The sequence below is a fragment of the Ochrobactrum sp. SFR4 genome (assembly GCF_019730395.1).
Taxonomy (GTDB): domain Bacteria; phylum Pseudomonadota; class Alphaproteobacteria; order Rhizobiales; family Rhizobiaceae; genus Pseudochrobactrum.
This window is the reverse complement of record NZ_JAAPBB010000014.1, coordinates 52626-76368: the sequence shown is the minus strand read 5'-3', so window position 1 is coordinate 76368 and position 23743 is coordinate 52626. Positions and strand designations below refer to the sequence as shown.

At 51.1% G+C, this 23743-nt stretch carries 18 protein-coding genes; 12 read left to right on the top strand and 6 right to left on the bottom strand.

What is annotated here, in order from left to right:
* Positions 1–56 precede the first annotated feature (56 nt).
* Positions 57–1499, top strand: coding sequence for a M81 family metallopeptidase (locus HBA93_RS24550; RefSeq protein ID WP_353619364.1), 1443 nt, complete (start codon positions 57–59; stop codon positions 1497–1499).
* Between the two features lie 374 nt (positions 1500–1873).
* Here HBA93_RS24550 and HBA93_RS14945 read toward each other — a convergent pair whose 3' ends face one another.
* From HBA93_RS14945 to HBA93_RS14935, 3 genes are all read right to left on the bottom strand, one after another.
* Positions 1874–3661, bottom strand: coding sequence for an ABC transporter ATP-binding protein (locus tag HBA93_RS14945; RefSeq protein ID WP_221723778.1), 1788 nt, complete (start codon positions 3659–3661; stop codon positions 1874–1876).
* Positions 3662–3735: 74 nt separating this feature from the next.
* The gene (locus tag HBA93_RS14940) at positions 3736–4812 is read right to left on the bottom strand and encodes an ATP-binding protein (protein ID WP_286201956.1); all 1077 of its coding nucleotides are present in this window, start codon (positions 4810–4812) and stop codon (positions 3736–3738) included.
* Positions 4805–5497 carry a response regulator gene (locus HBA93_RS14935; protein ID WP_122011366.1) on the bottom strand — a complete coding sequence of 231 codons (693 nt, stop codon included), beginning with the start codon at positions 5495–5497 and terminating at the stop codon, positions 4805–4807. Before HBA93_RS14935 ends, HBA93_RS14940 begins: the two co-directional genes overlap by 8 nt.
* A gap of 207 nt (positions 5498–5704) precedes the next feature.
* Between HBA93_RS14935 and HBA93_RS14930 the strand changes: the two genes are divergently transcribed.
* Together HBA93_RS14930 and HBA93_RS14925 are read left to right on the top strand one after the other, a co-directional pair.
* Positions 5705–6430 (top strand): GNAT family N-acetyltransferase, encoded by a 726-nt coding sequence (locus HBA93_RS14930; RefSeq protein ID WP_221723777.1) that lies wholly within the window; start codon positions 5705–5707, stop codon positions 6428–6430.
* Positions 6430–7242 (top strand): APH(3') family aminoglycoside O-phosphotransferase, encoded by an 813-nt coding sequence (locus HBA93_RS14925; RefSeq protein ID WP_221723776.1) that lies wholly within the window; start codon positions 6430–6432, stop codon positions 7240–7242. The genes HBA93_RS14930 and HBA93_RS14925 overlap by 1 nt, the downstream gene beginning before the upstream one ends.
* A 167-nt stretch (positions 7243–7409) precedes the next feature.
* Here HBA93_RS14925 and HBA93_RS14920 read toward each other — a convergent pair whose 3' ends face one another.
* Positions 7410–7622, bottom strand: a complete 213-nt coding sequence (locus HBA93_RS14920) for a GntR family transcriptional regulator (RefSeq protein ID WP_221723775.1) — start codon at positions 7620–7622, stop codon at positions 7410–7412.
* A gap of 415 nt (positions 7623–8037) precedes the next feature.
* Between HBA93_RS14920 and HBA93_RS14915 the strand changes: the two genes are divergently transcribed.
* Positions 8038–8895, top strand: coding sequence for an EamA family transporter (locus HBA93_RS14915; RefSeq protein WP_221723774.1), 858 nt, complete (start codon positions 8038–8040; stop codon positions 8893–8895).
* 336 nt (positions 8896–9231) lie between these two features.
* Complete coding sequence (locus tag HBA93_RS14910) at positions 9232–10791, top strand: D-aminopeptidase (protein WP_221723773.1); 1560 nt, start codon at positions 9232–9234, stop codon at positions 10789–10791.
* A gap of 42 nt (positions 10792–10833) precedes the next feature.
* Here the strand turns inward: HBA93_RS14910 and HBA93_RS14905 are convergent, their stop codons facing one another.
* Positions 10834–11718: a LysR substrate-binding domain-containing protein gene (locus tag HBA93_RS14905; RefSeq protein WP_075655878.1), complete on the bottom strand. Its 885-nt coding sequence runs from the start codon at positions 11716–11718 to the stop codon at positions 10834–10836.
* Between the two features lie 224 nt (positions 11719–11942).
* Between HBA93_RS14905 and HBA93_RS14900 the strand changes: the two genes are divergently transcribed.
* The 7 genes from HBA93_RS14900 to HBA93_RS14870 all read left to right on the top strand — a co-directional run bounded on the left by HBA93_RS14900 (position 11943) and on the right by HBA93_RS14870 (position 22065).
* Entirely contained in the window at positions 11943–13136 is a 1194-nt protein-coding gene (locus tag HBA93_RS14900; RefSeq protein WP_122010165.1) for a 2-aminoethylphosphonate--pyruvate transaminase, read from the top strand.
* Between the two features lie 54 nt (positions 13137–13190).
* Positions 13191–14450 (top strand): phosphonoacetate hydrolase, encoded by a 1260-nt coding sequence (gene phnA / locus HBA93_RS14895; protein ID WP_116087975.1) that lies wholly within the window; start codon positions 13191–13193, stop codon positions 14448–14450.
* Between the two features lie 92 nt (positions 14451–14542).
* The gene (gene phnY, locus HBA93_RS14890) at positions 14543–16000 is read left to right on the top strand and encodes a phosphonoacetaldehyde dehydrogenase (RefSeq protein ID WP_221723772.1); all 1458 of its coding nucleotides are present in this window, start codon (positions 14543–14545) and stop codon (positions 15998–16000) included.
* 116 nt (positions 16001–16116) lie between these two features.
* On the top strand, positions 16117–17469 hold the full coding sequence (gene pbfA, locus HBA93_RS14885; protein WP_221723771.1) for a (R)-1-hydroxy-2-aminoethylphosphonate ammonia-lyase: 1353 nt from the start codon (positions 16117–16119) through the stop codon (positions 17467–17469).
* A 201-nt stretch (positions 17470–17670) separates the two neighbouring features.
* Positions 17671–18693 (top strand): putative 2-aminoethylphosphonate ABC transporter substrate-binding protein, encoded by a 1023-nt coding sequence (locus tag HBA93_RS14880; RefSeq protein ID WP_022711017.1) that lies wholly within the window; start codon positions 17671–17673, stop codon positions 18691–18693.
* Positions 18694–18880: 187 nt separating this feature from the next.
* Positions 18881–20044, top strand: coding sequence for a putative 2-aminoethylphosphonate ABC transporter ATP-binding protein (locus tag HBA93_RS14875; RefSeq protein WP_121991674.1), 1164 nt, complete (start codon positions 18881–18883; stop codon positions 20042–20044).
* Positions 20041–22065, top strand: coding sequence for a putative 2-aminoethylphosphonate ABC transporter permease subunit (locus tag HBA93_RS14870; protein ID WP_286201954.1), 2025 nt, complete (start codon positions 20041–20043; stop codon positions 22063–22065). Before HBA93_RS14875 ends, HBA93_RS14870 begins: the two co-directional genes overlap by 4 nt.
* 36 nt (positions 22066–22101) lie before the next feature.
* Here HBA93_RS14870 and HBA93_RS14865 read toward each other — a convergent pair whose 3' ends face one another.
* Positions 22102–23607 (bottom strand): glycosyl transferase family protein, encoded by a 1506-nt coding sequence (locus HBA93_RS14865; RefSeq protein ID WP_221723770.1) that lies wholly within the window; start codon positions 23605–23607, stop codon positions 22102–22104.
* Positions 23608–23743 lie beyond the last annotated feature (136 nt).

Sequence of the window (23743 nt, the reverse complement as noted above, 5' to 3'; positions counted from 1 at the left end):
ATCAACCCATAAACCGAGCCGGAAAATCCAATCTTCAAAAGCACAATTAGTCTCAAATCATTCGACGACGGACAGTTGCCACAGATTTTCAGGCCTTTGTTACGCAAGGGATGTATGAGGGTGAGGCGGCAATCAGTGCGCGTGGCAATGCCAATACAGAACTGGCCGGTTTTCTTGATCTTGCACGAAAATATGGCTGGGAGCTGTTCCATACAATCAGCACGGAAGCTGAACCTGCGGGACCGGTGACGCGCGATGCGTTTGACCGGATTACGGATAAGATTATCGGCAAGGCAAAAGAGCTTGGTGATCGTCTCGATGGTGTGTTGCTTGCGCTGCACGGCGCTATGGTCACAGATTTTTCACAGGACGGCGAAGGTGAATTGCTGGAGCGGTTGCGACAGGTTCTGCCACGCCGGATTCCGATTGCTGTAACGCTTGATCCTCATGCCAATGTGACGGCAAAAATGTGTGAACAGGCGGATATTCTGATCTCGTTTAAGACCTATCCTCATATTGATCTGCGTGAAACTGCACACCACGCCGGTGAATTATTGCAGCAGACAATGGCAGGAAAAATCGCACCTAAAACTCTGCTGGTACGCCGTCCGATGCTGGAAGAGGCCAATGCCGGACGCACAGATATGGGCCCGATGGTCGAGTGGATTGCGGAAGCGCGTGCTTATGAGAAAACTGAGGGGGCATTGGCGGTCAGCATAAATGGTGCATTTCCCAATGCGGATATTGCGGAAGTCGGCCCGACAATTCTGGTGACTTATGATGGTAATGCAGCGCCGCATAAGGTTTTTGCCGAACAAATTGCGGATAAGATGTGGGAGAACCGTGCCAATATTCTGAACAGGTTTTATACACCGGAAGAGGCCGCGCAATTAGCATTGGCTTACGAAGGCGAACGACCGCTGATTATTGCGGAATATGCGGATAACCCGGGAGCAGGTGGTTATGGTGATGCAACAGCTTTGCTGAAAGCATTGCTTGATGCCAATATTACGGATGCTTGTTTTGCTCCGATGGTGGATCCGGAGATCGCAGTATTGCTCGCAAAATCTGCAATCGGAGATGTCGTTTCCTTATCATTAGGCGGAAAGATGGATCCGCGCTTTGGTGGAGAACCATTGCAGGTCAAGGCAAAGCTGCTGCATCTGAGTGACGGAAAACTGGTGGGAACCGGCGCTCAGCTCGGGGGGCTTGAATTCAGTTTCGGACCAACGGCTGTCATCGATATTGATGGCGTTCTGGTGCTGGTTGTGAGTGAACGCTCACAATTGCTGGATCAACAGCAGTTCCGTGCTTTTGGTATCGAACCGACTGCGCACAAAATCGTGGTTGTGAAATCAATGCAGCATTTCCGTGCTGATTTTGAACAGATCGCCGGACAGATCATTGTTTGTGACAGTGGCGCGCTCTGCACGATGGATTACGCGAAAATTCCTTACCGCAATGTGCCGCGTCCGATCTATCCGCTGGACCAGATCTAATGCCGCAAGGCGCCCCCGAAAACACAAAACAGGAAATTTAAATGAACGATATAATAGTCCGGTTCAATTGGACCGGACTATTATATCGGATATGTTCTCCTGAGATAGATTGCCTTTTCGTTAGGCGAAAGTCTTCCTCGTTTTCGGAAGCAGGCAGGCTGTTTAGCCTCCGCAGACCCTGACCGAACTTCCGAAGGTAAAGGTGGTTCTATCGCCTTATCTGATCCGTGAGAATGGTGGAAAATTTACCGCTTCGACTTTACGGATGGGATATGGTTACGGGAGCGCTTATGTGTCTGTGCGGGTCATTGACTCATACTCAACCACAATGCCAGACACATGGCGCAAAGTTTAAAATAAGATCACAACGACCATCAGGAGCCGGATTTAATCAGCGCTGCATAGACGCCGTTCAGATGCTCCAGTTCTTCATGTGTGCCTCTTTCAACAATTCTTCCCTGTTGCAGAACAACAATCTGATCTGCCCGTCGAATAGTCGACAAACGATGCGCAATGGTAATGGTTGTGCGATCCTTGGACAGGTTGGCCAAAGCTTCCTCCATCGCCCGCTCGGTCTTGGTATCCAGCGCACTTGTTGCCTCATCCAGCAATAGTACCGGCGGATTACGCAAGATTGTACGTGCCAATGCAAGCCGCTGCTTTTCACCGCCGGAGAAGCGATAGCCGCGGTCACCGACAATCGTATCATAGCCCTCAGGCAGTGCAGCGAGACTGTCGTGAATCTGTGCAATCTTTGCCGCATTGATCAGTTCTGCATCCGTTGCGTCCGGCTTTGCAAAACGCAGATTTTCCGCAACCGAGGCATAAAGCAGATAGGGCTCCTGCGTTACCACACCCAGCATATCCGCCAATGTATCAAAGCTCAGGTCACGAATATCAATACCGTCATAGCGGATAGAACCGCCCTGAACATCATAGAGCCGTGCCAAAAGATAACCCAGCGTGGTCTTGCCCGAACCCGTTGAGCCGACAATTGCAACACTGGAGCCTGCGGGCACATCAATGCTGATCTCCGACAAAGTCGGCTTTTCACTGTCAGGATAAGAGAAGCTCACATTTTCCACACGCACGGCGCCACGCATCCGGGACTTATCAAAGGTAACGGCATCCGTTGTCTCTTTAATCTCAACAGGTTTATCAAGATACTCAAACACACGGGTGAACAAGGCGCGGGTTTTACGCACCTCACGTCCGATCGACAGCAATTCTTCCAGCGGCCAGAGCAATTGCTCCTGCAGAGCAATCATGGCAACCAGCGTCCCGATCGTAACCGGAACACTGCTATTCATCAGAAAGCCGCCAAGCAGCAAAGTCAGAGCCGGAAGAGTGGACAGGATGAGATAGATCATCTGCCATTGCCATTCACCTGCCGTATGAGAGCGTACTTCAAGCCGCGCCACATCCTCGGATGTGCGGGTAAAACGTCGTGTCAGATGTTCGCCACGCCCCATCGTGCGCGCCAGAATAATACCGGAAATGGACAAGGATTCCTGCACTGCCGCAGACATATCACCAAGACGCACCTGCTGTTCATGTGTGATGGTTTCACGCAATTTACCGACACGGTCACTCAGCAGGATCGATACCGGCACCGCGATCATAGAAAACAGTGCCAGACGCCAATCCAGAAAAAACATCGCGACTGCTGTCATCACCACAACACTGGTATTACGTGCCAGTTCATTCGCCGTATTGGTGACCAGCGTTTGCAACCCGCCAATATCGCTGGCAATGCGTGACTGAATCTCACCCGAACGTGTTGCTGCAAAAAACGACAGGGACAGCGACTGCAAATGCGAGTAAAGCCGCACGCGCAGATCATGCATAATCGATTGGCCAATTTTCGTGGACATCACAATCTGCAGCGTATTCAGTCCCGCAGAAAGGGCGGCAATGCCAACCAGACCACCGGCAAGATAGACCAGCAATTGTATATCAGCATTTGGCAAGGCATCATCGATAATAGCACGCAGCAAAAACGGCGATGCCATACCAACAGCAGAGCCGAACAGCAGCAAAATAACCACGCGCAGGATCTGCCGTTTATAGGGCTTGAACAGAGCTAAAATTCTTCCGGTCGACACATGGTTTGCAGCCAGATCGTGATAAGCATCATCTCTTGAAAAGTCAGTTTCAGACATAGGTATTTCCCGGCCAGTAAGGCCTGCTATAGTAAAATCTATCGGCACTCTCAAAGGTGCCCAATTTTTTGAATTTAAAGCGAGGTGCCGCTGCCACAGCTGGCGAGCGGAAAAAATAACTCAACGATGATCCCGCTGCCATCATTCGGCCTGATCTCCGCCTTGCCGCCATGGCTTTCAGCTATGGCACGGACCACTGAAAGTCCGAGTCCTGAGCCGCCGCGGGCACGGGTACGGGACGTATCCGCACGCCAGAAACGCTCGAAAGCATGCTCATACTCGTCCGGTTGCAATCCCGAACCTGTATCGCTCACCTGTAACACCGCGTCTTGATCAATGAGTAGTGTTTCCACCCGCACATCCGACCCTGTTGCATAACGGCAGGCATTTTCCAGCAAAGCCAGTAAAGCCTGCCTGATCCGTGCTGGATCCGCCTCAAGCCGAACGGGTGCGAGAGCTGTCTCAAGCCTGATACCTGCATCTGCCAGATCCGGTGCCATGGAACGCAGCACTGCCCCCGCTTCCTCGGCAAGGTCAACCGATTGCGTTGTCAGTTCCAGCCTGCTGGCGGAAAACAGCCCTAAGATACGCAAATCTTCCACCAGTCGTGACAGGCTGTCGACATGTGCGACAAGGGAGTCAAAAAGCTCCGGCTCCGGTGTGAAGACACCATCGTTCAGCCCCTGCAACCGACCCCGCAAAATTGTCAGCGGTGTGCGCAGTTCATGGGCTATAGCCGTATTCGAATAACGCAGTTCCGCTTCTGCCGCTTCGAGACGAGCGGCCATTGCATTAAAATCAGTCAGCAACTGCTCGGCTTCACCGAAACTTTTCTCTTTTGCTTGTGCTCGTGCACTAAAATCACCTTCAGCCACCGATCGTGCGGCCATGCCGACAGCGGCCAGCGGAGCCGTAATTTTTCCGGCCAGACGCCAGCCGACGACAGCCGCAGTCAACTGCCCGATCAGTATAATGGTGCCAAACACCACAATATCAAAAGCTGCCCAGTCTTCAGGATAAGGTGTTTTAGGAAATAACCAGTCATAAACGGCGATAAAGATCATCCAGCCGAAAACCATGGCTGCAAGGGCAACAATATTGACGATCGTCATGGCCAGAACAATCTTCCAGATCAGACCATTCTTAGACAAACCGTTCCTCCAGCCGGTATCCGACACCGCGAACACCGGTTAGCTGATTGTCAACGCCTGCTTCATGAAGCTTACGCCGCAATTTACTAATATGGCTATCAACAGTACGATCAACGGCATCACCTTCCGGCAGACAGGCATCAACCAGTTCTCCGCGTTCAAACACACGGTTCGGCCATTGTGCCATATGAGCAAGCAGACGAAACTCTGTGCGGGTCAGATCAAGATTGTGCCTTTGATGATTGACCTCAGCAATTGCTGTGTGAGCATCCATATCGATCAGCAACGCACCGACCCTCATAATCCTCTTGCGGTTATGACCCGCGCGCCGCAACACGACTTTTGCACGTGCCACAACCTCCAGAGGATTAAACGGCTTCACAACATAATCATCGGCACCGCTGCGCAAAGCCTGAAGCTTATCAATGTCTTGTGCAAGTGCTGTCACCATAATAACCGGCGTATCACCACGCTGGCGCAAGACAGACAAGACCTCAAAACCATCCTGACGCGGCAGTTTGACATCCAGCACCACCAGATCCGGTTTTAGCCGCAAATGATGCGATAAACCTGTCTCTCCGTCACCGGCACTGACCGTGCGGTATCCCTCACGTTCAAAATAGCGGCGAAGAATATCTGCAATTTCCGGTTCGTCTTCGATAATGAGTATCAGCGCATTCGTCATAGCTAATTAGTGCCTTTCCTGAACTATAAAATCAGGCATTCCATGCTACGCGTCAATCTGCAGCGCTGTATCTGCACACAATCTACACAATCACTACACATTGCCCGCATAAAAAGGCTAATAATGAATGAGAGATACAAGCACGGCTTTTTATTCTGCGTCTTGGACCCGTTCTTTATATTCCTCCGCTCCCATATGAGAAATTTTATGTTTTCCTCCATCATTACCGCATTTTGGAAACAGTCCTATTCGACAGGTGATAAGCTTTACAGCGATGCTGATTTTTCAATTTATGCAAATCCGGAGCTGGATGAGGACGAGAGCGGGACAATTCTGACGACAGAAGGGAAAACCGCTGTCAGCCTCCATCCGCAACTGGCTGACCGTCTTGATTTGCACTCTGAGCCAATGTCGGATGCAGTCTTCAGGCAAAAACTCGTAGAACATAAAATCGCTTTCCACGGTGCAGACTACCTTTTCTATTTCCCTGCAGGTGTGGCGGCGTCTCTTGCTCCGGCCGAACCGTCCCGCAATGTCCGCCGGTTGACTGCAGATGATGAAGCCGCGTTTACCACGTTTTGTGCTGCCTCTTCAGAAGACGATCTGGACGCCGCCTATGTGGAGCTGGATCACTGGCTGGTCTTCGGAGCGTTTGACGGAGACCGCCTCGTTTGTGCTGCCAGCATGTATTCGTGGCAGGAAACCAAAATCGCGGATATGGGTGTGCTGACACTGCCCACCTATCGGGGCAAAGGCTATGCCCGCGATACCGTCCATGCGATCAGCAAACATGCCACATCGCTGGGTTTTGAACCGCAATATCGCTGCCAGCTGGACAATCAGGCTTCCGTTTCTCTGGCAAAATCTGCCGGTCTGTCTCTGTTCGGCACATGGGATAATCTTCTGCCTGACGTGGGCACAGAAAATAGCTAATGAGCGACATACGGAAAATTACTGAAAAATTTCCGGATTTGCCGGAGCCGATGCAACAACTGGTGCACGCTCGCATTGCCAAGCGCAATGTCACCGGTATGTCCGGTGGTGCAGTCTACAGACTTTGCGGCTCAGCCGGTGAGCCTGATCTCTATCTCAAACAGGGCCGCGGATTAGTTGCCACAGACATTACAGATGAGATGGTGCGGCTGAATTGGCTGGGACAGTATATCCCTGTGCCACAGGTCATTGCCTTTACAGCGCAGCCAGATCAGGCATGGCTGCTAATGTCAGCACTGAACGGCCGTACCGCTTATCAGCGTCTTACAGAGGAACCGGAAGCGCGCCCGCAAATCGTCGATGCACTTGCAGAATTTTTGCGCCAAATTCACGCTATTCCGGCTCAATCGTGCCCTTTTAACAGCGATTATCAGCTTCGCCTTGTCCACGCACAACAGCGCTTGCAAGCAGGCCTCGTTGATACGGATGATTTCGGTACTCTTTATGAAGGGCAGACTGCCCAGCAGGTCTGGGATGATATAACTGCTCTGTTGCCACTGGAAACCGAAACAGTGGTTACGCATGGCGATTTCTCGCTGGATAATATTCTTATGGACGGCAACACAGTGACCGGCTGCATTGATACCGGCCGTGTTGGTCTTGCCGATCCATATCAGGATCTTGCAATTCTATGGGATTGCCTCGGTGAGTTCAGCCCCGCCCTTCAGAACAGACTGTTTCCGGCCTATGGTATGACAGCGCCTGATCAGAAGAAATTACGTTTTCACCTCGGGCTGGATGAGTTTTTCTGAACACGGCGCGTGTCCTATTTATTTCACGAAGATCATCGTGTCTTTTAATTCGGTAGATGTTTCTATTGCGTACAGAGTACGCCATGCCAAAGATGCTGTTCAACAATCTTCTTGCCCGAGACAGTTTCATGAGTTCGACAATGGAAACCGGCGAGACAAGATAGCTTTTATTGGGCTGTCATAATTACCGGATGGTCACTCTCAAGGCGCGGTAAAGCCTCACGCAGCGGTGTTGAGCTAAACTTGTAATGCTTTGGTACCCAGGTCATTTTCAGGGAAGTATCAGGCGGGATTTTTACATTCAAAATATCGCTTTTTAACAATTCATAGGCACAATCAACTTTTGATAAGTTATTGTTTTGCAAAATATTCCTCTTCATAAAATTTCATTCGTATCTGAGTATATAAATAGTAATCTTTGCTTTACATGCGGTGCCGGATTGCACTGGCATCGCCCGCTTTTTCCTGACTTTTCAGCCCCTTAGTTTGCTGCCTGATCAGCGATTTTGCTGTCGCGATAAACCATTTTGTCCGTAATTATATGAAAACCTGACACAGAGACAATTTTATCGCTCTGATCATCAGAGCAGGCAGAAAACCACGACAGACACGCAATAACAAACAAGCAGTATTTGCCCGCCATGATCTGTGCTGAAACCAAACCAAATCTGCAAGCAATCTTCACATTCTTCTGATCTCAACAACGAGTTGAAATTTATCAAGGACGGACGTAAGGACAGCGTTTCCCGTTTCTGAGTGAGCGCTCGCGGGAGTTTATGAAAGTGCAGGAATAAAATGGACGCGGTTCAGATCGAACGGAGCAGCGAAAGCAAACAAACACTTACAGCTGTCGGCCTGACACTGGCAGCAATGATCAGCATTCAGCTCGGTGCAGCAATATCCAAGCCGATTATGCAGCAATTAGGAACATTCGGCACCACATTTGTCCGCCTGTCCTTTGCAGCAATCATTCTCCTGATCTGGATACGTCCGTCTTTCCGCAGCTATAACCGCACGCAATGGCTCTCCGCCTTTTCATTGGGCGCTTCCATGGCCTTCATGACCATGTGTTTCTTTGCTGCGATTGAGACCATTCCGCTCGGCCTCGCTGTTGCTATTGAGTTCATGGGACCTTTGTTGGTCGCCACACTCTATGGCAGCGGCAGATTTCGCCTCATCTGCCCGATGATCGCCGCAGCAGGGATTATCTGCCTCACATCCGGCAGCAGCCTCTGGGGCAATGATATGACCGGCATGCTGTTTGCCTTCTGTTCGGCAATCGGCTGGGGTGCCTATATTATCCTGACCAAACGTGCCGGTGAGAAATTCCACGGGCTGGAAGGTCTTGCCGTTTCAATGATGTTTGCCGCTCTTGTGGCATTACCGGTGGGCTCCGGCCAGCTCTATACCAATTTCAGCACCGAAGCCTTTATTATGGCCGGTTTGCTGGCATTGCTGACCCCGCTTATTCCCTATGCTTTTGAGTTTATGGCTCTGCGCAATCTGAAACCATCGGCTTTTGGTATTCTCGTCAGTCTTGAACCCGCAATCGGCGCCACAGTAGGTTTCCTTATGCTGCATCAGGCTCTGTCCATTGTGCAGATTGCCGGAATTGCACTGGTTATTACGGCCAGTGTGATCAGCACACGCTGACAAGACGATCTCTTCCTTTGACGCATTGGCCTGAAGAAAAGTGCAGGTCAATGTTTTACGGGGAGCATTTTGCACAGAGCAATTTCCCCATAAAATACATCGGAAATATTTGAGTTCCGCTCAAGCAAGAAAAACTATCAGAGCAGCACCTTCGGTGTGAAAGACTATCGCCTGTCTACGAAAGAGGGGCGGGACGTGGCTGGTTTACAGCTGCTTTGCCTGTCGTTTAGCAAACAAGCCTGATCCTGCGGCATTACAGGCAGATAATCCCTCTTGAGCTGTGAAGGTGAGTGGCTTATGCCTGATTGCAAAGACACATAAGCGGGAATGAAATTTATGCAAGCCGTTGATAAGTCAGCAATTGATGCTGTGATGCTGAACCTCTCCGAACAATATAAAGGACCGGGGGGCGTTGCTGCGGTTCTCAAAGACGGTGAGGTTATAGCAAAACAGGTTTGGGGCTATTCCGATCTGGAAAAAAGAGTTCCGATGAGTACGGCGACCATGATGCCGATCTGCTCTGTCAGTAAAGAATTTACGTGTGCAGCCTTGTTGGATGTCTTTGGTGAGACATCTGTTCTTGATGAAGCGCTTGCTACCTATTTACCTGACTTTGAGGGGAAACGCCCTGCAATTGCTGATCTATGCAACAATCAGTCCGGCTTGCGGGATTACTGGGCGCTGACTGTGATCAGTGGTGCCGATCCGGAAGGTGTTTTTACGGCAGATGATGCTCGTCAGCTTCTTGGAAAAATCCGGACAACCCATTTTGAAACCGGTACGCATTATTCCTATAATAACGGCAATTTCCGTCTGCTGTCTTTTTTGATTGAAGAGAAAACCGGCCGCTCACTGGATGAACTTTTGCGCGAGCGTATTTTCCTGCCTGCGGGCATGAAAACTGCCGGACTTTTCCCTGACACATCTGTGACGCCTGGTGATGCAATCGGTTATGAGGGCAATATTGTCTCCGGTTTTACACCGGCAGTGAATAATATTCACTGGAGCGGGGATGCAGGCGTTTGCGCCTCTCTGGATGATATGATTGCGTGGGATCAGTTTATTGATGCAACGCGTGAAGACGAAAACGGTATTTATAACCGTTTGTCCCGCCCGCAATTTTACACGGATGGTAAACCGGCTTGTTACGGCTATGGCCTTAACCATGTAAATTTTGACGGTGTTAAAATTACCGGTCATGGTGGGGCGCTGCGCGGCTGGCGCTGCCAGCGGTTCCATGCGGCTGATGCACGTGTATCTGTTATTGTGATGTTTAATCATCAGGCCAGCGCCTATGGTGCAGCTGAGCAGTTGATGCGTGCTGCTTTAGGCATCCCAAAAGCGAAAACTGAAGTTCTGCCTGTCGATGCAGGTTGGTATGGAAATTATTTTGATCCGTCCACGAAACTGAGCCTTAGCCTTACACCGGCTGTCGGCGGGCAGGTTCATGCGCGGTTTGCCACTTCACCAGAAATGATGGATATGCAGGCCGATGGCAGTTTGCAATCTTCGGGAATGGTTTTGCAGCGTAAAGACGATGAGATTGCTCTCCGTCGCGATGGCGAAAATCTCTCCGCAAAATTGCATGGTGTTTCCGGAAACGGGCGGCAAGATATTGCCGGACGCTATCATTGTGCGGAAATGGATACTGATTTTGTCTGTGAAATTGCAGGTAGCGCTGTCTATGCAGCATTTGAAGGCTTTTTAGGTAAAGGCCCAATGCAGCCACTTTATGCTATTGCTGAAGATATCTGGCTTTTGCCATGTCAGCGCGGAATGGATGCACCGGCACCGGGAGACTGGACTGTGGTGGCCGGACGCGATGCATCCGGTGCGATTTCGGGGCTGACAATCGGCTGCTGGCTTGCCCGCGGCATAACTTATAAAAAAGTTTGATATTGATACCCCGCCGGATTATTCCGGCGGGGTTTTTACTTGTTAATTCTTGATAATATTGTGTGTATCACTTTCGGATGCAATTTTAAAAAACGCATTGATAAGTGTGCCATTGCTGCGTTCCTGAAGGCAGATCAGTGTTTCATCCATCAGCTCTTCACGCGTATTGATCGAAAGCGGATGCAAGCGGCTGTCATTGCTAAATTCGGCTAATGAAACAAAGCCGATACCGGCACCGCCTGCTACAATTTCACGAACGGCTTCGCGTCCTTCTGCCTCAATAGCAGGTTTCAGCACGACATTTTTTTCAAGCGCGAGATCTTCCAGCTTCTGGCGCGTTTTCGAGCCTTTTTCACGGAAGACCAGCGGCCATTGCAGCAGTTCTGCGAGATCAATATTGGAAAAACGGCTGAGCGGATGATCTCTGGCGACAAAGGCGATGATCGGCGAAGAGTTCAGCTTATGGATGAGAAAGTCCCGTGCTTTGGGTACTTCGCCCAATACGCCGATATCCGCTTCATAGCGATAGAGGCTGGAGATAACTTCCTCACTATTGCCGGTTTGCACGCTGATTTGCACGGAGGGATATTTCTCCCTGAAGGCTCCGAGAATACCAAGAATATGATGTGCTGCATCGGCCATAATACGCAATTTACCCGCACGCAGCACCCGCGATTCTGACAGGAAATCCAGTGCCTGCTGCTCCACTTCGAATAGCCGGTGCGTGATCTCCAGCAGTTTTACACCGGCATCGGTCAGGCTGACTTGTTTCTTATGACGGTTAAACAGCAGAACATCATATTCCTCTTCCAGCTTGCGCACCTGATCAGAAATAGCGGGCTGCGTCAGGCATAAAGCTTCCGCAGCGCGGGAAAATCCGCCGGAAATTGCCACATAATGAAACGCCCGTAACTGAACATAGCGCATGGATTTCTCCTGATGCAGAGTGTTTTTCTGATTTGAGAGCCAAGCTTAGCACAGCAATTTTTTAGCACAATATGTATCTGTAAAACTTATAGTTTGATTTGAAATAACGATTTTACAAATAATTGCCTTTGCCTGAGGATGAAGCAAATCCGCATTTTACACAGCATCCGGAGGGACAGGAAATGCAATCAGCCGGTGAAAAACGACCGCAGTCAGAAGCAGATATGCTTCCGCACTGGAAAGCCAATCAGTTTCTGGCGCCGGCATTGGGAGAACCCTATTTGCTGACACCGGGGCCGCTGACCACCGATTATGCGGTGAAGCAGGCGATGCTGCGGGACTGGGGTTCATGGGATGGTGATTTTCGGGCAATGACAGCCGAAATGCGTGAGCGCTTGCTGCGTGTTGCCGGTGATGACAAGCATGAATTTGATTGTGTGCCGATACAGGGCAGCGGCTCCTTTGCGGTTGAAGCCATGCTTGGGACATTTCTGCCGAAAGACAGCAAAATTCTGGTGCTGATGAACGGTGCTTACGGGCAGCGCATTGTGCAGACACTGAATTATCTTGGGCGCGCCCATAGTAAAATTGACAAGGGAGACTATCTCCCGCCACGTGCAGATGAGGTTGCGCAGGCATTGGATGCCGATCCGGCAATTACCCATGTGATCGTGGTGCATTGCGAAACCAGCTCCGGCATCCTCAATCCGGTCGCGGAAATCTCAGAAGTTGTTTATGCCAAGGGGCGCAAGCTGCTGGTCGACAGTATGAGTGCTTTCGGCGCGGTTGATCTGAGCGTGAATAAAATTCGCTATGAAGCTATGGTGTCCTCGGCCAATAAATGCATCGAAGGTGTGCCCGGTTTTGGCTTTGTGATTGCCCGTAAAAGCGTGCTGGAAGCCGCTAAGGGCAACTGCCATTCTCTGAGTCTCGACATATATGAGCAATGGGCAACGATGAACAAAACCGGTCAGTGGCGCTATACACCACCGACCCATGTGGTTGCAGCCTTTCTGGTTGCCTTGCGGATGCATGAAGCCGAAGGCGGTGCTGAAGGACGCTTGGCACGCTACACCAATAATCGTGATGTGATGGTGGAGGGGATGCGCCAGCTGGGTTTTGAAACACTGCTGCGTGATCGCTGGCTGTCGCCGATCATCGTAACTTTCTTCAATCCTGCTCATCCGAAATTCGAGTTTTCCCGCTTCTATGATCTGATGAAGGATAAAGGCTTCATCATTTATCCGGGTAAGCTGACTGTTGTCGACAGTTTCCGTGTCGGCTGCATCGGGCGCATGGATGCCAATATCATGCGGCAGGTCGTTGCCGCTGCCGCAGACAGTCTGACAGAAATGGGTGTGGACACAGCTGCCCCGCCAGCCGCAGCACTGGATGAGCGTGCCAAGCTCGCAGCCTGAGTTTTAAATTTAAAACAGCAGGTTAGCGTAATGCCGCCTGCGGAGGATAATGAAGTGAACAAGATGACCAAGGTAACCGTAACCGTGAACGGCCGTGATTATAACTGGCCGAATGTCCCCGCTATCGCGATCTGCCTTGACGGGTGCGAACCGGCTTATCTGGATGAGGCAATTGCTGCGGGGCTGATGCCGACACTGAAACGCATTAAAGAAACCGGCACGGTGCGCACAGCCCATAGTGTTATTCCGAGTTTTACCAATCCGAATAATCTTTCCATCGCTACGGGGCGCCCGCCTGCAGTGCACGGCATTTGCGGAAACTATCTCTATGACCGCGAAACCGGTACGGAAGTGATGATGAATGATGTGCGCTTTCTGCGTGCGCCGACCATTTTCAAAGGCTTCTATGATGCCGGTGCGAAAGTCGCTGTAGTGACAGCCAAAGACAAGCTGCGGGCTTTGCTGGGGGCAGGCCTGCAATTTGGTGATAACCGTGCGATTTGTTTTTCAGCAGAGCGTTCCGATACGACAACAAAAGCGGAAAACGGCATTGATAATGCATCACAATGGTTGGGTATGCCGGTGCCGGAGGTTTATTCCGCAGAGCTTTCAGAATTTGTGTTCGCTGCCGGTGTGAAGCTGCTCAAAACTTTCCGGCCTGATGTGATGTATCTGACCACAACAGACTACGTGCAGCATAAATATGCACCGGGTGTGCCGCAGGCCAATGCGTTTTATGAAATGTTCGACAAATATCTGGCCGAGCTGGATGCTTTAGGTGCGGCCATTGTGGTGACTGCGGATCACGGCATGAAGCCGAAACATAAGGCTGATGGCTCACCGGATGTTGTCTATGTGCAGGATGTGCTCGACGACTGGCTGGGCAAGGATGCCGCGCGGGTTATTCTGCCGATCACTGATCCTTATGTGGTGCACCACGGCGCGCTTGGTTCTTTTGCAACAGCCTATCTGCCGGATGGTACGGATATCGGTGATATTATGAAGCGGCTGGCTGCCATTGAAGGTATTGATGTGGTGCTGAACAATGCTGATGCTGCTGAGCGTTTTGAGCTGCCTCAAGACCGCATCGGCGATATTGTTCTGGTCTCATCGGAGAATAAAGCCATCGGCACCAGTGAGCATCGCCATGATCTTGCAGCATTGAATGAGCCTCTGCGCTCGCATGGCGGGCTGACAGAACAGGCCGTACCTTTCATTGTGAACCGTCAGATGCCGGACCTGCCGGAAGCACCGGTTCTGCGCAATTTTGATGCGTTTTTCTATGCGGTTACAGCTGCGGTAGCTCAGTCGTAAATTGAGGGAAAACATTCCCCCGTGCCGGTAAACCGGTCTCTGATTTTAAAATCAGACCGGTTTCCGGTGGGGTGAATTGCAGGGGAGCCTTTGTGGTGAAGCCGGAAACAATCATTAAAACCAGACATGAGCCTATGCGGATCGCCGGTAAAAAGGTCGATGCGGATGCCGTTTTTGATGTGCATTATCCTTACACAAATGCGGTCATCGGCACGGTTCCGGCAGGGCGAGCTGAACATGCCCGCGAGGCTTTCAGGATTGCTGCAGCCTATAAGCCGAAGCTGACACGCTATGAACGGCAGAAAATCCTGCTGCGCACAGCTGAATTGCTGGTGTCACGCAAAGAGGAAATGGCTGACCTGATTACTTCGGAACTGGGCATCTCCAAGATGGATTCCTATTATGAAGTCGGACGTGCCTATGACGTGTTTACGCTGGCAGGGCAGATGTGCCTGCATGATGACGGTGAGATATTCTCTTGTGATCTGACACCGCACGGCAAAGCCCGTAAGATTTTCACATTCCGTGAGCCATTACGTGCGATTTCTGCAATCACGCCGTTCAATCATCCGCTGAATATGGTTTCGCATAAAGTGGCGCCGGCGATTGCCACCAATAATTGTGTGGTGGTAAAGCCGACCGAACTGACACCGATGACTGCATTGCTGCTGTGCGATATTATGTACGAAGCCGGATTGCCGCCGGAAATGCTGTCAGTGGTGACAGGCCTGCCGAAAGATATCGGTTCGGAAATGATTACCAATCCGGATATTGATCTGATTACCTTTACCGGCGGCGTTCCTGTGGGCAAGATGATTGCCAATACTGCGGGCTATAAACGCACAGTACTGGAGCTCGGCGGTAATGATCCGCTGATTATTCTCAATGATCTGAGTGACGATGATCTGGCAAAAGCGGCTGATCTTGCTGTGGCGGGGGCGACGAAAAACTCCGGCCAGCGCTGCACGGCCGTTAAACGTATTTTGTGTCAGGAAAGCGTGGCCGACCGTTTTGTACCGATGGTGCTGGAACGGGCAAAGAAAATACGCTTTGGTGATCCGATGGATCCGAAAACAGAACTCGGTACCGTCGTACATGAACAAGCTGCCGCACGGTTTGAAAAACTGGTCTGTATGGCAGCCGAGCAGGGGGCAAAAATTCTCTATGATCCGGGTCGTCAGGGCGCTTTACTGCCACCGATTGTGGTTGACGAAGTACCACACAGCTCGGAGTTGGTGATGCAGGAAACATTCGGGCCGGTTATTCCGATTATTCGCGCGCCGGATGATGATGATGTGCTGATTGCGCTGTCTAACTCGACAGATTTTGGCTTGTCATCGGGTGTCTGCACCAATGATTACAGGCGTATGCAGAAATATATCCGCGGGCTCAATGTCGGCACGGTCAATATCTGGGAAGTGCCGGGTTACCGTATCGAGATGTCGCCTTTCGGCGGGATTAAAGATTCCGGCAATGGTTATAAAGAAGGCGTGATTGAAGCGATGAAAAGCTTCACCAATGTTAAAACCTTCTCACTGCCATGGGAGTGAGACGCGGGAGAAGGGCTTAAAACAAGGTTCGCGATACGCAAAATGCAATAAATTATAACAGGCATACGTATCGCAACCGCCACATTATCTGAAAACCGTTCGGGGAGGCGGCGAGTATGAAACTGGCAGTGCACACAGAGGGCGAGTCCAATCGCTCCGAGGCAAGGCAGCGATGGCAGGCGCAGCAAAACAGCCCTCACATGGAGGAGGTGCTGCGCCGTGATGCGGATGTTTTTCTGCATCAGAGCCTTTCCAGCCCTTGCCTCACAGCGGTTGTTAAGGCGCAGGGTATCTGGATTGAAGATGCCAACGGGCGTCGTTTTATGGATTTTCACGGCAACAGCGCCCATCATATCGGTTATGCCCACCCCAAACTGATTGCTGCTGTGAAGCAGCAAATGGATGATCTGAGTTTTGCACCGCGCCGTTTTACCTGTGAACCGGCAATTGAACTGGCCGAGAAGCTAGCTGAAATAGCACCGGGCAATCTGGGCAAAACGCTGTTCACCACCGGCGGGTCAGATGCCATTGAGGTGGCGCTGAAAGTGGCGCGTGCAGCCACAGGGCGATTTAAAACCCTGTCTTTCTGGGATGCCTTTCACGGGGCGGGCTTTGGTGCATCATCTGTGGGAGGGGAAGCAACATTCCGTTCGGGTATTGCAGGGCCTTTATTGTCCGGTGCAGAGCATGTGCCGCCATTTGCCTGTTACCGCTGCCATTACAAACATAAAGGCCCTGAGAGTTGCGGCATTGCCTGCGCGGATATTGTGTCTTTTGTGCTGGAACGGGAGGGCGATATTGCGGCTGTGGTGGCAGAGCCGATGCGCGCCACACCCTATCCGCCGCCGCCCGGTTTCTGGCAAAAAGTACGCGAGGCTTGTGACCGCCACGGAACCTTGTTGATCTTTGATGAAATTCCGACCGGACTTGGCAAGACGGGCAAGTTTTTTGCGTCCGATCATGATGGTGTGACACCGGATATGATTGTGCTTGGTAAATCGCTGGGTGGCGGTATGCTGCCGATTGCGGCGGCGATCGTGCGCCGTGATCTGGATGTATGCGGTGATTTTGCCATCGGGCACTATACGCATGAGAAAAATCCGGTGACGACACGCGCCGCACTCACCACAATTCAGATTATTGAGGAAGAAGGGCTGGTTCAGCGCGCGGCCGAGCTTGGCCAATATGCGATGAACCGTCTTAGGGAGTTGCAATTGCGCTCACCGCATGTGGGAGACGTGCGTGGTCGTGGTTTGCTGTTCGGCGTGGAGTTGGTGCGCGACCGGCACAGTCGTGAACCGGATAATGCACTGGCTGAGGCTGTTTATTATCGCTGTCTGGAGGGCGGTGTCAGTTTCAAAATCAGTCAGGGCAATGTGCTGACCTTGTCGCCGCCGCTCATCATCACTCAGCAAGAACTTGAACAGGCACTGTCTGTTGTCGAAAGAGCGATATTGGAAGGCGCATAGATTTTTCTGTCCTGAAGAAATGTCCTTCAACCTATAAGTTTTGAAGGGCGGTGTATAAAATAAATAGATTTTACTTATTGAACTGCGGTTCGCACTATGAGGAGCCATAAGAGGGAACATCCTGCAAAAGCAGGTATAAAAATAAGCAATCAGCTATCAAACACATAACAAAAAGCTGATATAACAATGGGGAAATATGAAATGAAAAAGCATCGCGCTTTTATTCTGTCCCTTGCTGCCGGTATTGCTTTGGCATCAAGTGCTTATGCACAAACAGAACTGACTGTTTATACTGCTTTTGAAGCGGTTGATCTGCAACGTTTTGCAGAAGCTTTTAATAAAGATCATCCGGATATTAAAGTGAACTGGGTACGTGACTCCACAGGAGTTATGACCGCTAAGCTGCTGGCCGAGAAGAACAATCCGAAGGCAGATATTGTCTGGGGTATTGCGGCCACATCATTGCTGATCCTTAAAAATGAAGGCATGCTTGAGCCTTATACGCCGAAAGATGTCGACAAGCTGGATCCGCGTTTTGTGGATAAGGATCGTCCGACCAGCTGGATCGGGCTTGATGCCTATGTGGCTGCGGTCTGTTTCAATACGGTTGAAGCAGAGAAACTTGGCCTGAAACCGCCGGCAAGCTGGAAAGACCTGACCAAGCCTGAATATAAAGGTCATGTGGTCATGCCTAATCCGGCATCGTCCGGCACCGGCTTCCTCGATGTTTCATCTTGGTTGCAGATGTTCGGCGAAAAGGGCGGCTGGGACTATATGGATGCCCTGCATGAGAATATTGCCAATTACACGCATTCCGGCTCAAAGCCGTGCAAAATGGCCGGTGCGGGTGAAATACCGATTGGTGTCTCCTTTGAGTTTCCCGCCTCTCAGGTAAAAAGTGCCGGTGCGCCGGTGGACATTATTTTCCCTGAGGAAGGCTCCGGCTGGGAGTCCGAGGCCGTGGCAATTATGGCGGGCACAGCGAATATGGATGCTGCCAAAACTCTGATGGACTGGACACTGACACCGAATGCTATGGAAGCGCTCAATAAGAGTTTTGCCGTGGTCGCGTTGCCGGGTATCGCCAAGCCTGTGGAGCATATCCCCGCTGATCTCGAAAAGAAGATGATCAAGAATGATCTGGAATGGGCGGCTAATAACCGTAAAGCCATTCTGGAGGAATGGTCGAAACGGTACGATTCAAAATCTGAATCCAAAGGCTGATCGGAACGCTGTCTCATTGAGCGGCAGAACTTCTGTCTTCATATGGTTTCGGACACAGGCCGCTTCCTGTGTCTTCCGAAGCTGCTCTAACAGACACGCATAATGCGACTGCGAACGCGGGCTTTTCCGCGTTCGTGCAGGGAGTGTGACCATGTCAGTCCAGAGGAATGAATTCGTGAAACATGAAATGGCTACAGATGCGGTTCGTATCGGTCAGCAGGCATATAATGCCGGCGATGCGGCAGCAAACAGACAGGAATATCTCAAGGTTGACGGTCTCTGGAAAGCTTTCGGAGAGTTTTATGCGCTGAAAGATATCAATCTGGAAATCAGAGAAGGCGAATTTATCTGCTTTCTCGGGCCTTCCGGTTGCGGCAAGACCACATTGTTGCGTGCCATTGCGGGGCTGGATTTGCAGACAAGGGGGACGGTTCATCAGGCGTCCAAAGATATTTCCTGTCTGCCGCCAGCACAACGCGATTACGGGATTGTCTTTCAGTCCTATGCCCTGTTTCCCAATCTGACCATCGAAAAAAATATCGCCTTCGGGCTTGAAAATATGAAGAAATCACGCGCCGAGATTACGCAGCGCGTTGCCGAATTGCTGGAACTGGTGGGACTGGCAGATCAGGCGAAAAAATACCCTTCACAACTTTCCGGCGGACAGCAGCAGCGCATTGCGCTGGCAAGGGCGATTGCGATTTCTCCCGGACTTTTGCTGCTTGACGAGCCGCTTTCCGCGCTTGATGCCAAGGTGCGCGTCCATCTGCGCCACGAGATTAAAGAATTGCAGCGCAAGCTCGGCGTGACAACAATCATGGTCACCCACGATCAGGAAGAAGCACTCGCCATGGCTGATCGTATCGTAGTGATGAATAAAGGGACAATCGAACAGGTTGGCACGCCGCTTGATGTTTATCGCCAGCCAAGCAGCCTGTTTGTGGCCGATTTCATCGGAGAGACCAATAAATATCCGGTCACAATCGGTGCGGATGGTACCGCATTTTCCGGTGATCTGGTTCTGCAATGTAACGAACATAATCTGCCGGAGGGCAGCGAGGCGGTTGCGGTGATCAGGCCGAATGATGTGATCCCTCATGGCCGTGCTGTGGATGCGAGTTCTTCTGCCGGAAACGGGGAAAATCTGATTGAGGTGCAGATTGAAGCCATGGAATTTCTTGGCTCTTTCTGGCGCACGCATATGCGCAGCACCTATTTGCAAAACCAGCAGCTGATTGCAGATTTTTCCATCAATGCCGAACGTCGCCTCGGCCTGACAGAAGGTATGACTATTCTTGTTGAACTGCCGAAAAGCCGTTTGCTGATTTTTGACGGAAAGGGCAGGCGATGAGTGCTGTAAGCGATTATCCTGCCGCTCCGCTTATGCCGGCAGGCAAGGCTGTTCGTCAGAAGGTCAGTTCGGACGACTGGATCAAGCGCGGCATGATGCTGATTATCGGCGCTTACCTGCTGATAACACTGGCGGCGCCGCTTTATGTGATGCTGTCCAAATCTTTTGCCAGTTACCAGTTTCAGCTGGAAAATTATGAGGTGCAGGTTGGTGACGGCAAAGGCAACTGGGCTCCTGCTCAGTCTTTGAGCCAGCTGAATGCTGAACTGAAAACTATTTCATCCGAAGAATTGGCAACCTCCAATAGCGGTCGTTTGTCACCTGTAGCGCTGTTTCCGGAGTTTAGCTTTCGCGGGGCTGAACATTATCGCATCCGTGGCTTGACGGATAACAGCCGGTTTCTGATCGGTTCTGCCCCTTATACAGGGCAGGAATGGCAGGAGGTGGATTCTAATAATTTCCGCCGTGTCATGCTGATGCCGCATCAAACGACAGGGCTGGATAATTATCGCACTTATTTTTCATCACCCGCGCTGTTTCAGTCGATTAAAAATTCGCTGGTGATTGCGTTGGTCAGCATGGTGCTCACTGTCTCACTGGCTTTTGGTTTTGCCTATGCGCTCAACCGCTCCAAAATGCGCTTCAAAGGTTTTTTCAAGCTGGTGGCGGTGATGCCAATTCTCGTGCCGTCACTGTTGCCGGGGATTGCGCTGATCTATCTGTTCGGTAATCAGGGAATTTTGAAAGAGCTGCTGTTCGGCCTGCCGATTTACGGGCCGCTGGGTATTGTGCTGGGCTCGGTGTTCTTTACTTTTCCCCATGCGCTCATGATTATCTCAACGGCTCTGGCTGTGTCGGATGCCCGTCATTATGAGGCGGCGGATTCTCTGCGGGCAAGCAAATGGCGCACATTCTGGACGGTGACAGTACCGGGTGCCCGCTACGGGCTGATCTCTGCAGCTTTTGTGGTGTTCAATCTGGTTATCACGGATTTTGGTCTGCCAAAGGTTATCGGCGGCCAGTATAATGTGCTGGCCGTGGATATTTATAAGCAGGTTATCGGCCAGCAGAATTTTGAAATCGGTGCGGTTGTTTCCGTGATGCTGTTGTTTCCGGCTGTGATTGCCTTCGCCGTTGACCGTTTCATTCAACGCAAACAGGTTGCCTTATTATCTGCACGTGCGGTGCCGTTTTCTCCGAAAAAGAAACCGTTGTTTGATAATCTGTGCCTGCTTTACTGCACTCTGATCGGGCTGTTTATCACCGGTCTTTTGCTGGTATGTCAATTAGCAGCCATCGTAAAATTCTGGCCTTATGATCTGAGCCTCAGCCTGCGCAATTTTGAGTTCGGACGTATGGATGGCGGTGGCTTGAGTTCCTATTATAATTCTATCCAGCTGGCTTTTCTGACAGCGATTATAGGAACCGTGGTTGTATTTGTCGGTGCATATGCGGTTGAGAAAACCGAGGGCTTTGCCAAAGGCCGCGCCTTGTTCCAGTTTCTGGCCATGCTGCCAATGGCTGTGCCGGGGATGGTGCTGGGGCTTGCCTATATCTTTTTCTTCAATAATCCGGCAAACCCGCTGAGCACCATTTACGGAACGATGATCATCCTTGTCATCTGTACCGTGACACACTTTTACACGGTGTCCCATCTGACGGCGCTGACTGCGCTGAAGCAGATGGATCCGGAATTTGAATCGGTTTCGGCATCGCTCAAACAACCATTCTACAAATTATTTGCACGGGTGACGGTTCCGGTGTGTCTGCCGGCCATTCTGGATATTTCAATCTACCTGTTCGTCAATGCGATGACGACAGTATCCGCCGTGGTCTTCCTGTATTCAGCTCATACTACGCTGGCTTCTGTCGCCGTGCTGAATATGGATGATGCAGGGGATGTGGCACCCGCTGCGGCTATGGGGATGATGATCTTCTATACCAATGTCGCGGCACGGCTTGTGCATTACGGCCTTTCACAAATGCTGCTGCGCAAGACACAGAAATGGCGTGGCACCTGACAGTGATTAAACGGCACCCTCCGCAGAAGGTGCCGTTTATTTGTTATGGCGTTGCTGCCAGAGTTGTTTTGCTTTGGTGTGGCAGTCGCTGAAGTCCGGATTATTGTGTAATGTCATCAGACCGAGAGCCGCTGTTGCTGTGACAACGGTTTCAAGACGCGGGTCAATTGCAGTTCCTGCCCAGATAGCCTGCCAATATTCAAAGGAATCCATACCGATACGAGGCAGGGATTCCGGTTCATGCAGTGCTTTTATAATAATATCAGCGCTTTCCGTGCCGCTGAGGCTTAAAAGTGTTGCCACACGGAAAGGATAAAATTCGGCTACATCGCGATTGCCGCTGAGAACAGTCAATTGCCGCTGGCTGTTTCCATACACAGTAGTGTCATGTGTTTCCGGCAGTTCCTGTAACAGTTTTGCTGTATCCCTGTGCAGTTCCCGATAGGCCGGTCGGGATACACCCAGCAGACTTGCGCGCGCTTGTAAAGGGTTGAGCAGATGTACGCAGTCGCCCACCGGAGAGCGCGCGGCAAATAGCGGATAGAGCGCCATCATGGATGCAAGGGCAGGGGCAAAACCTGTTAATGGCATATAGACAATATGGCTGCTCTTCAGTGTTTGGCGGGCTTCGGCAAGATTTTGTGCAACAGGGATGCCAAGCGCATGTGCTGCCTGTTCAATCTTGCCGCTATTCATACCACTGCCATTACTGCCATGGAGTGCGATTTTATAACCGGCCTGTGCGAGCAGTTTAGCCGCCTGTAAAAACCATGGTGCGCGCGGAGAGTTGGGGGAGAGATAGGCCGGCCAGTCCAGATCCGCTTGCGGACTGAATGTGTCATCCAACTGATAATATTGGCGTGCAGCCCTGACCATGCCTGCCAGTTCCTGAGCGGCAGTTCCGCGATAATGGATCAGGCTGAAAAATGCGCTGGCCTGCATCGGATCAACCTGTTGCTGCAGGATCAGGGAAAAGGCTTCCTCTGCCTCTTCAATCGCCAGCGGACGACTGTTTCCTGCGCCACGACCGAGTATGCCTAGAAACCGCGAAAATCGTAAAACAGGATCATGACTACTGCTCAGATCTGCCAACTGATTGGCCAGTTGTTTGGGGCTGGGTTGTCCGCCGATCAGCGGTGTTCTGAGAGATAAAGGCGGAACGGCGAGCAAGGCCTGTTGCTGCCAGCCGGTTTCTGCTGGTGTCTGAGTTACCGGCAGGTCGGGGCTGAGCAGATTTTCTGCTTCATCTGCAAGAACACGCAGGCGCAGCCGCAGCATTTCTGCGCGCGGAGAGGGGATCATCCGGCGGCCGGAACGCACTAAAATGGGATCGTTGAAGGCTTCTCTAATTTGACTGAGCAGGCGACTCATTGCCGGAGCGCTGAGATTCATACGCTTGGCAGCCTGTTGCACACTGCCCTCCACAAGCAATGTATCCAAAGCTATCAACAGCCTTAACTGCCCTAATCGGGATGAGGGCAAAGCGCTGTTTGTACTGTCTTTGGTTGATTTCCGGTCATCAGGCACAGTCTTTTCACGCATTTAACTGTTCCCTCCGGTTTTAATGCAAGCCAAAACTATTTTCAGATGAGGAGATATCTTCATTATGCGGAATGCAAAAAGCTGATGTTGGAATAAGTCTGAAACATGGCGATTGACCTGTTACCTTGCCACACAT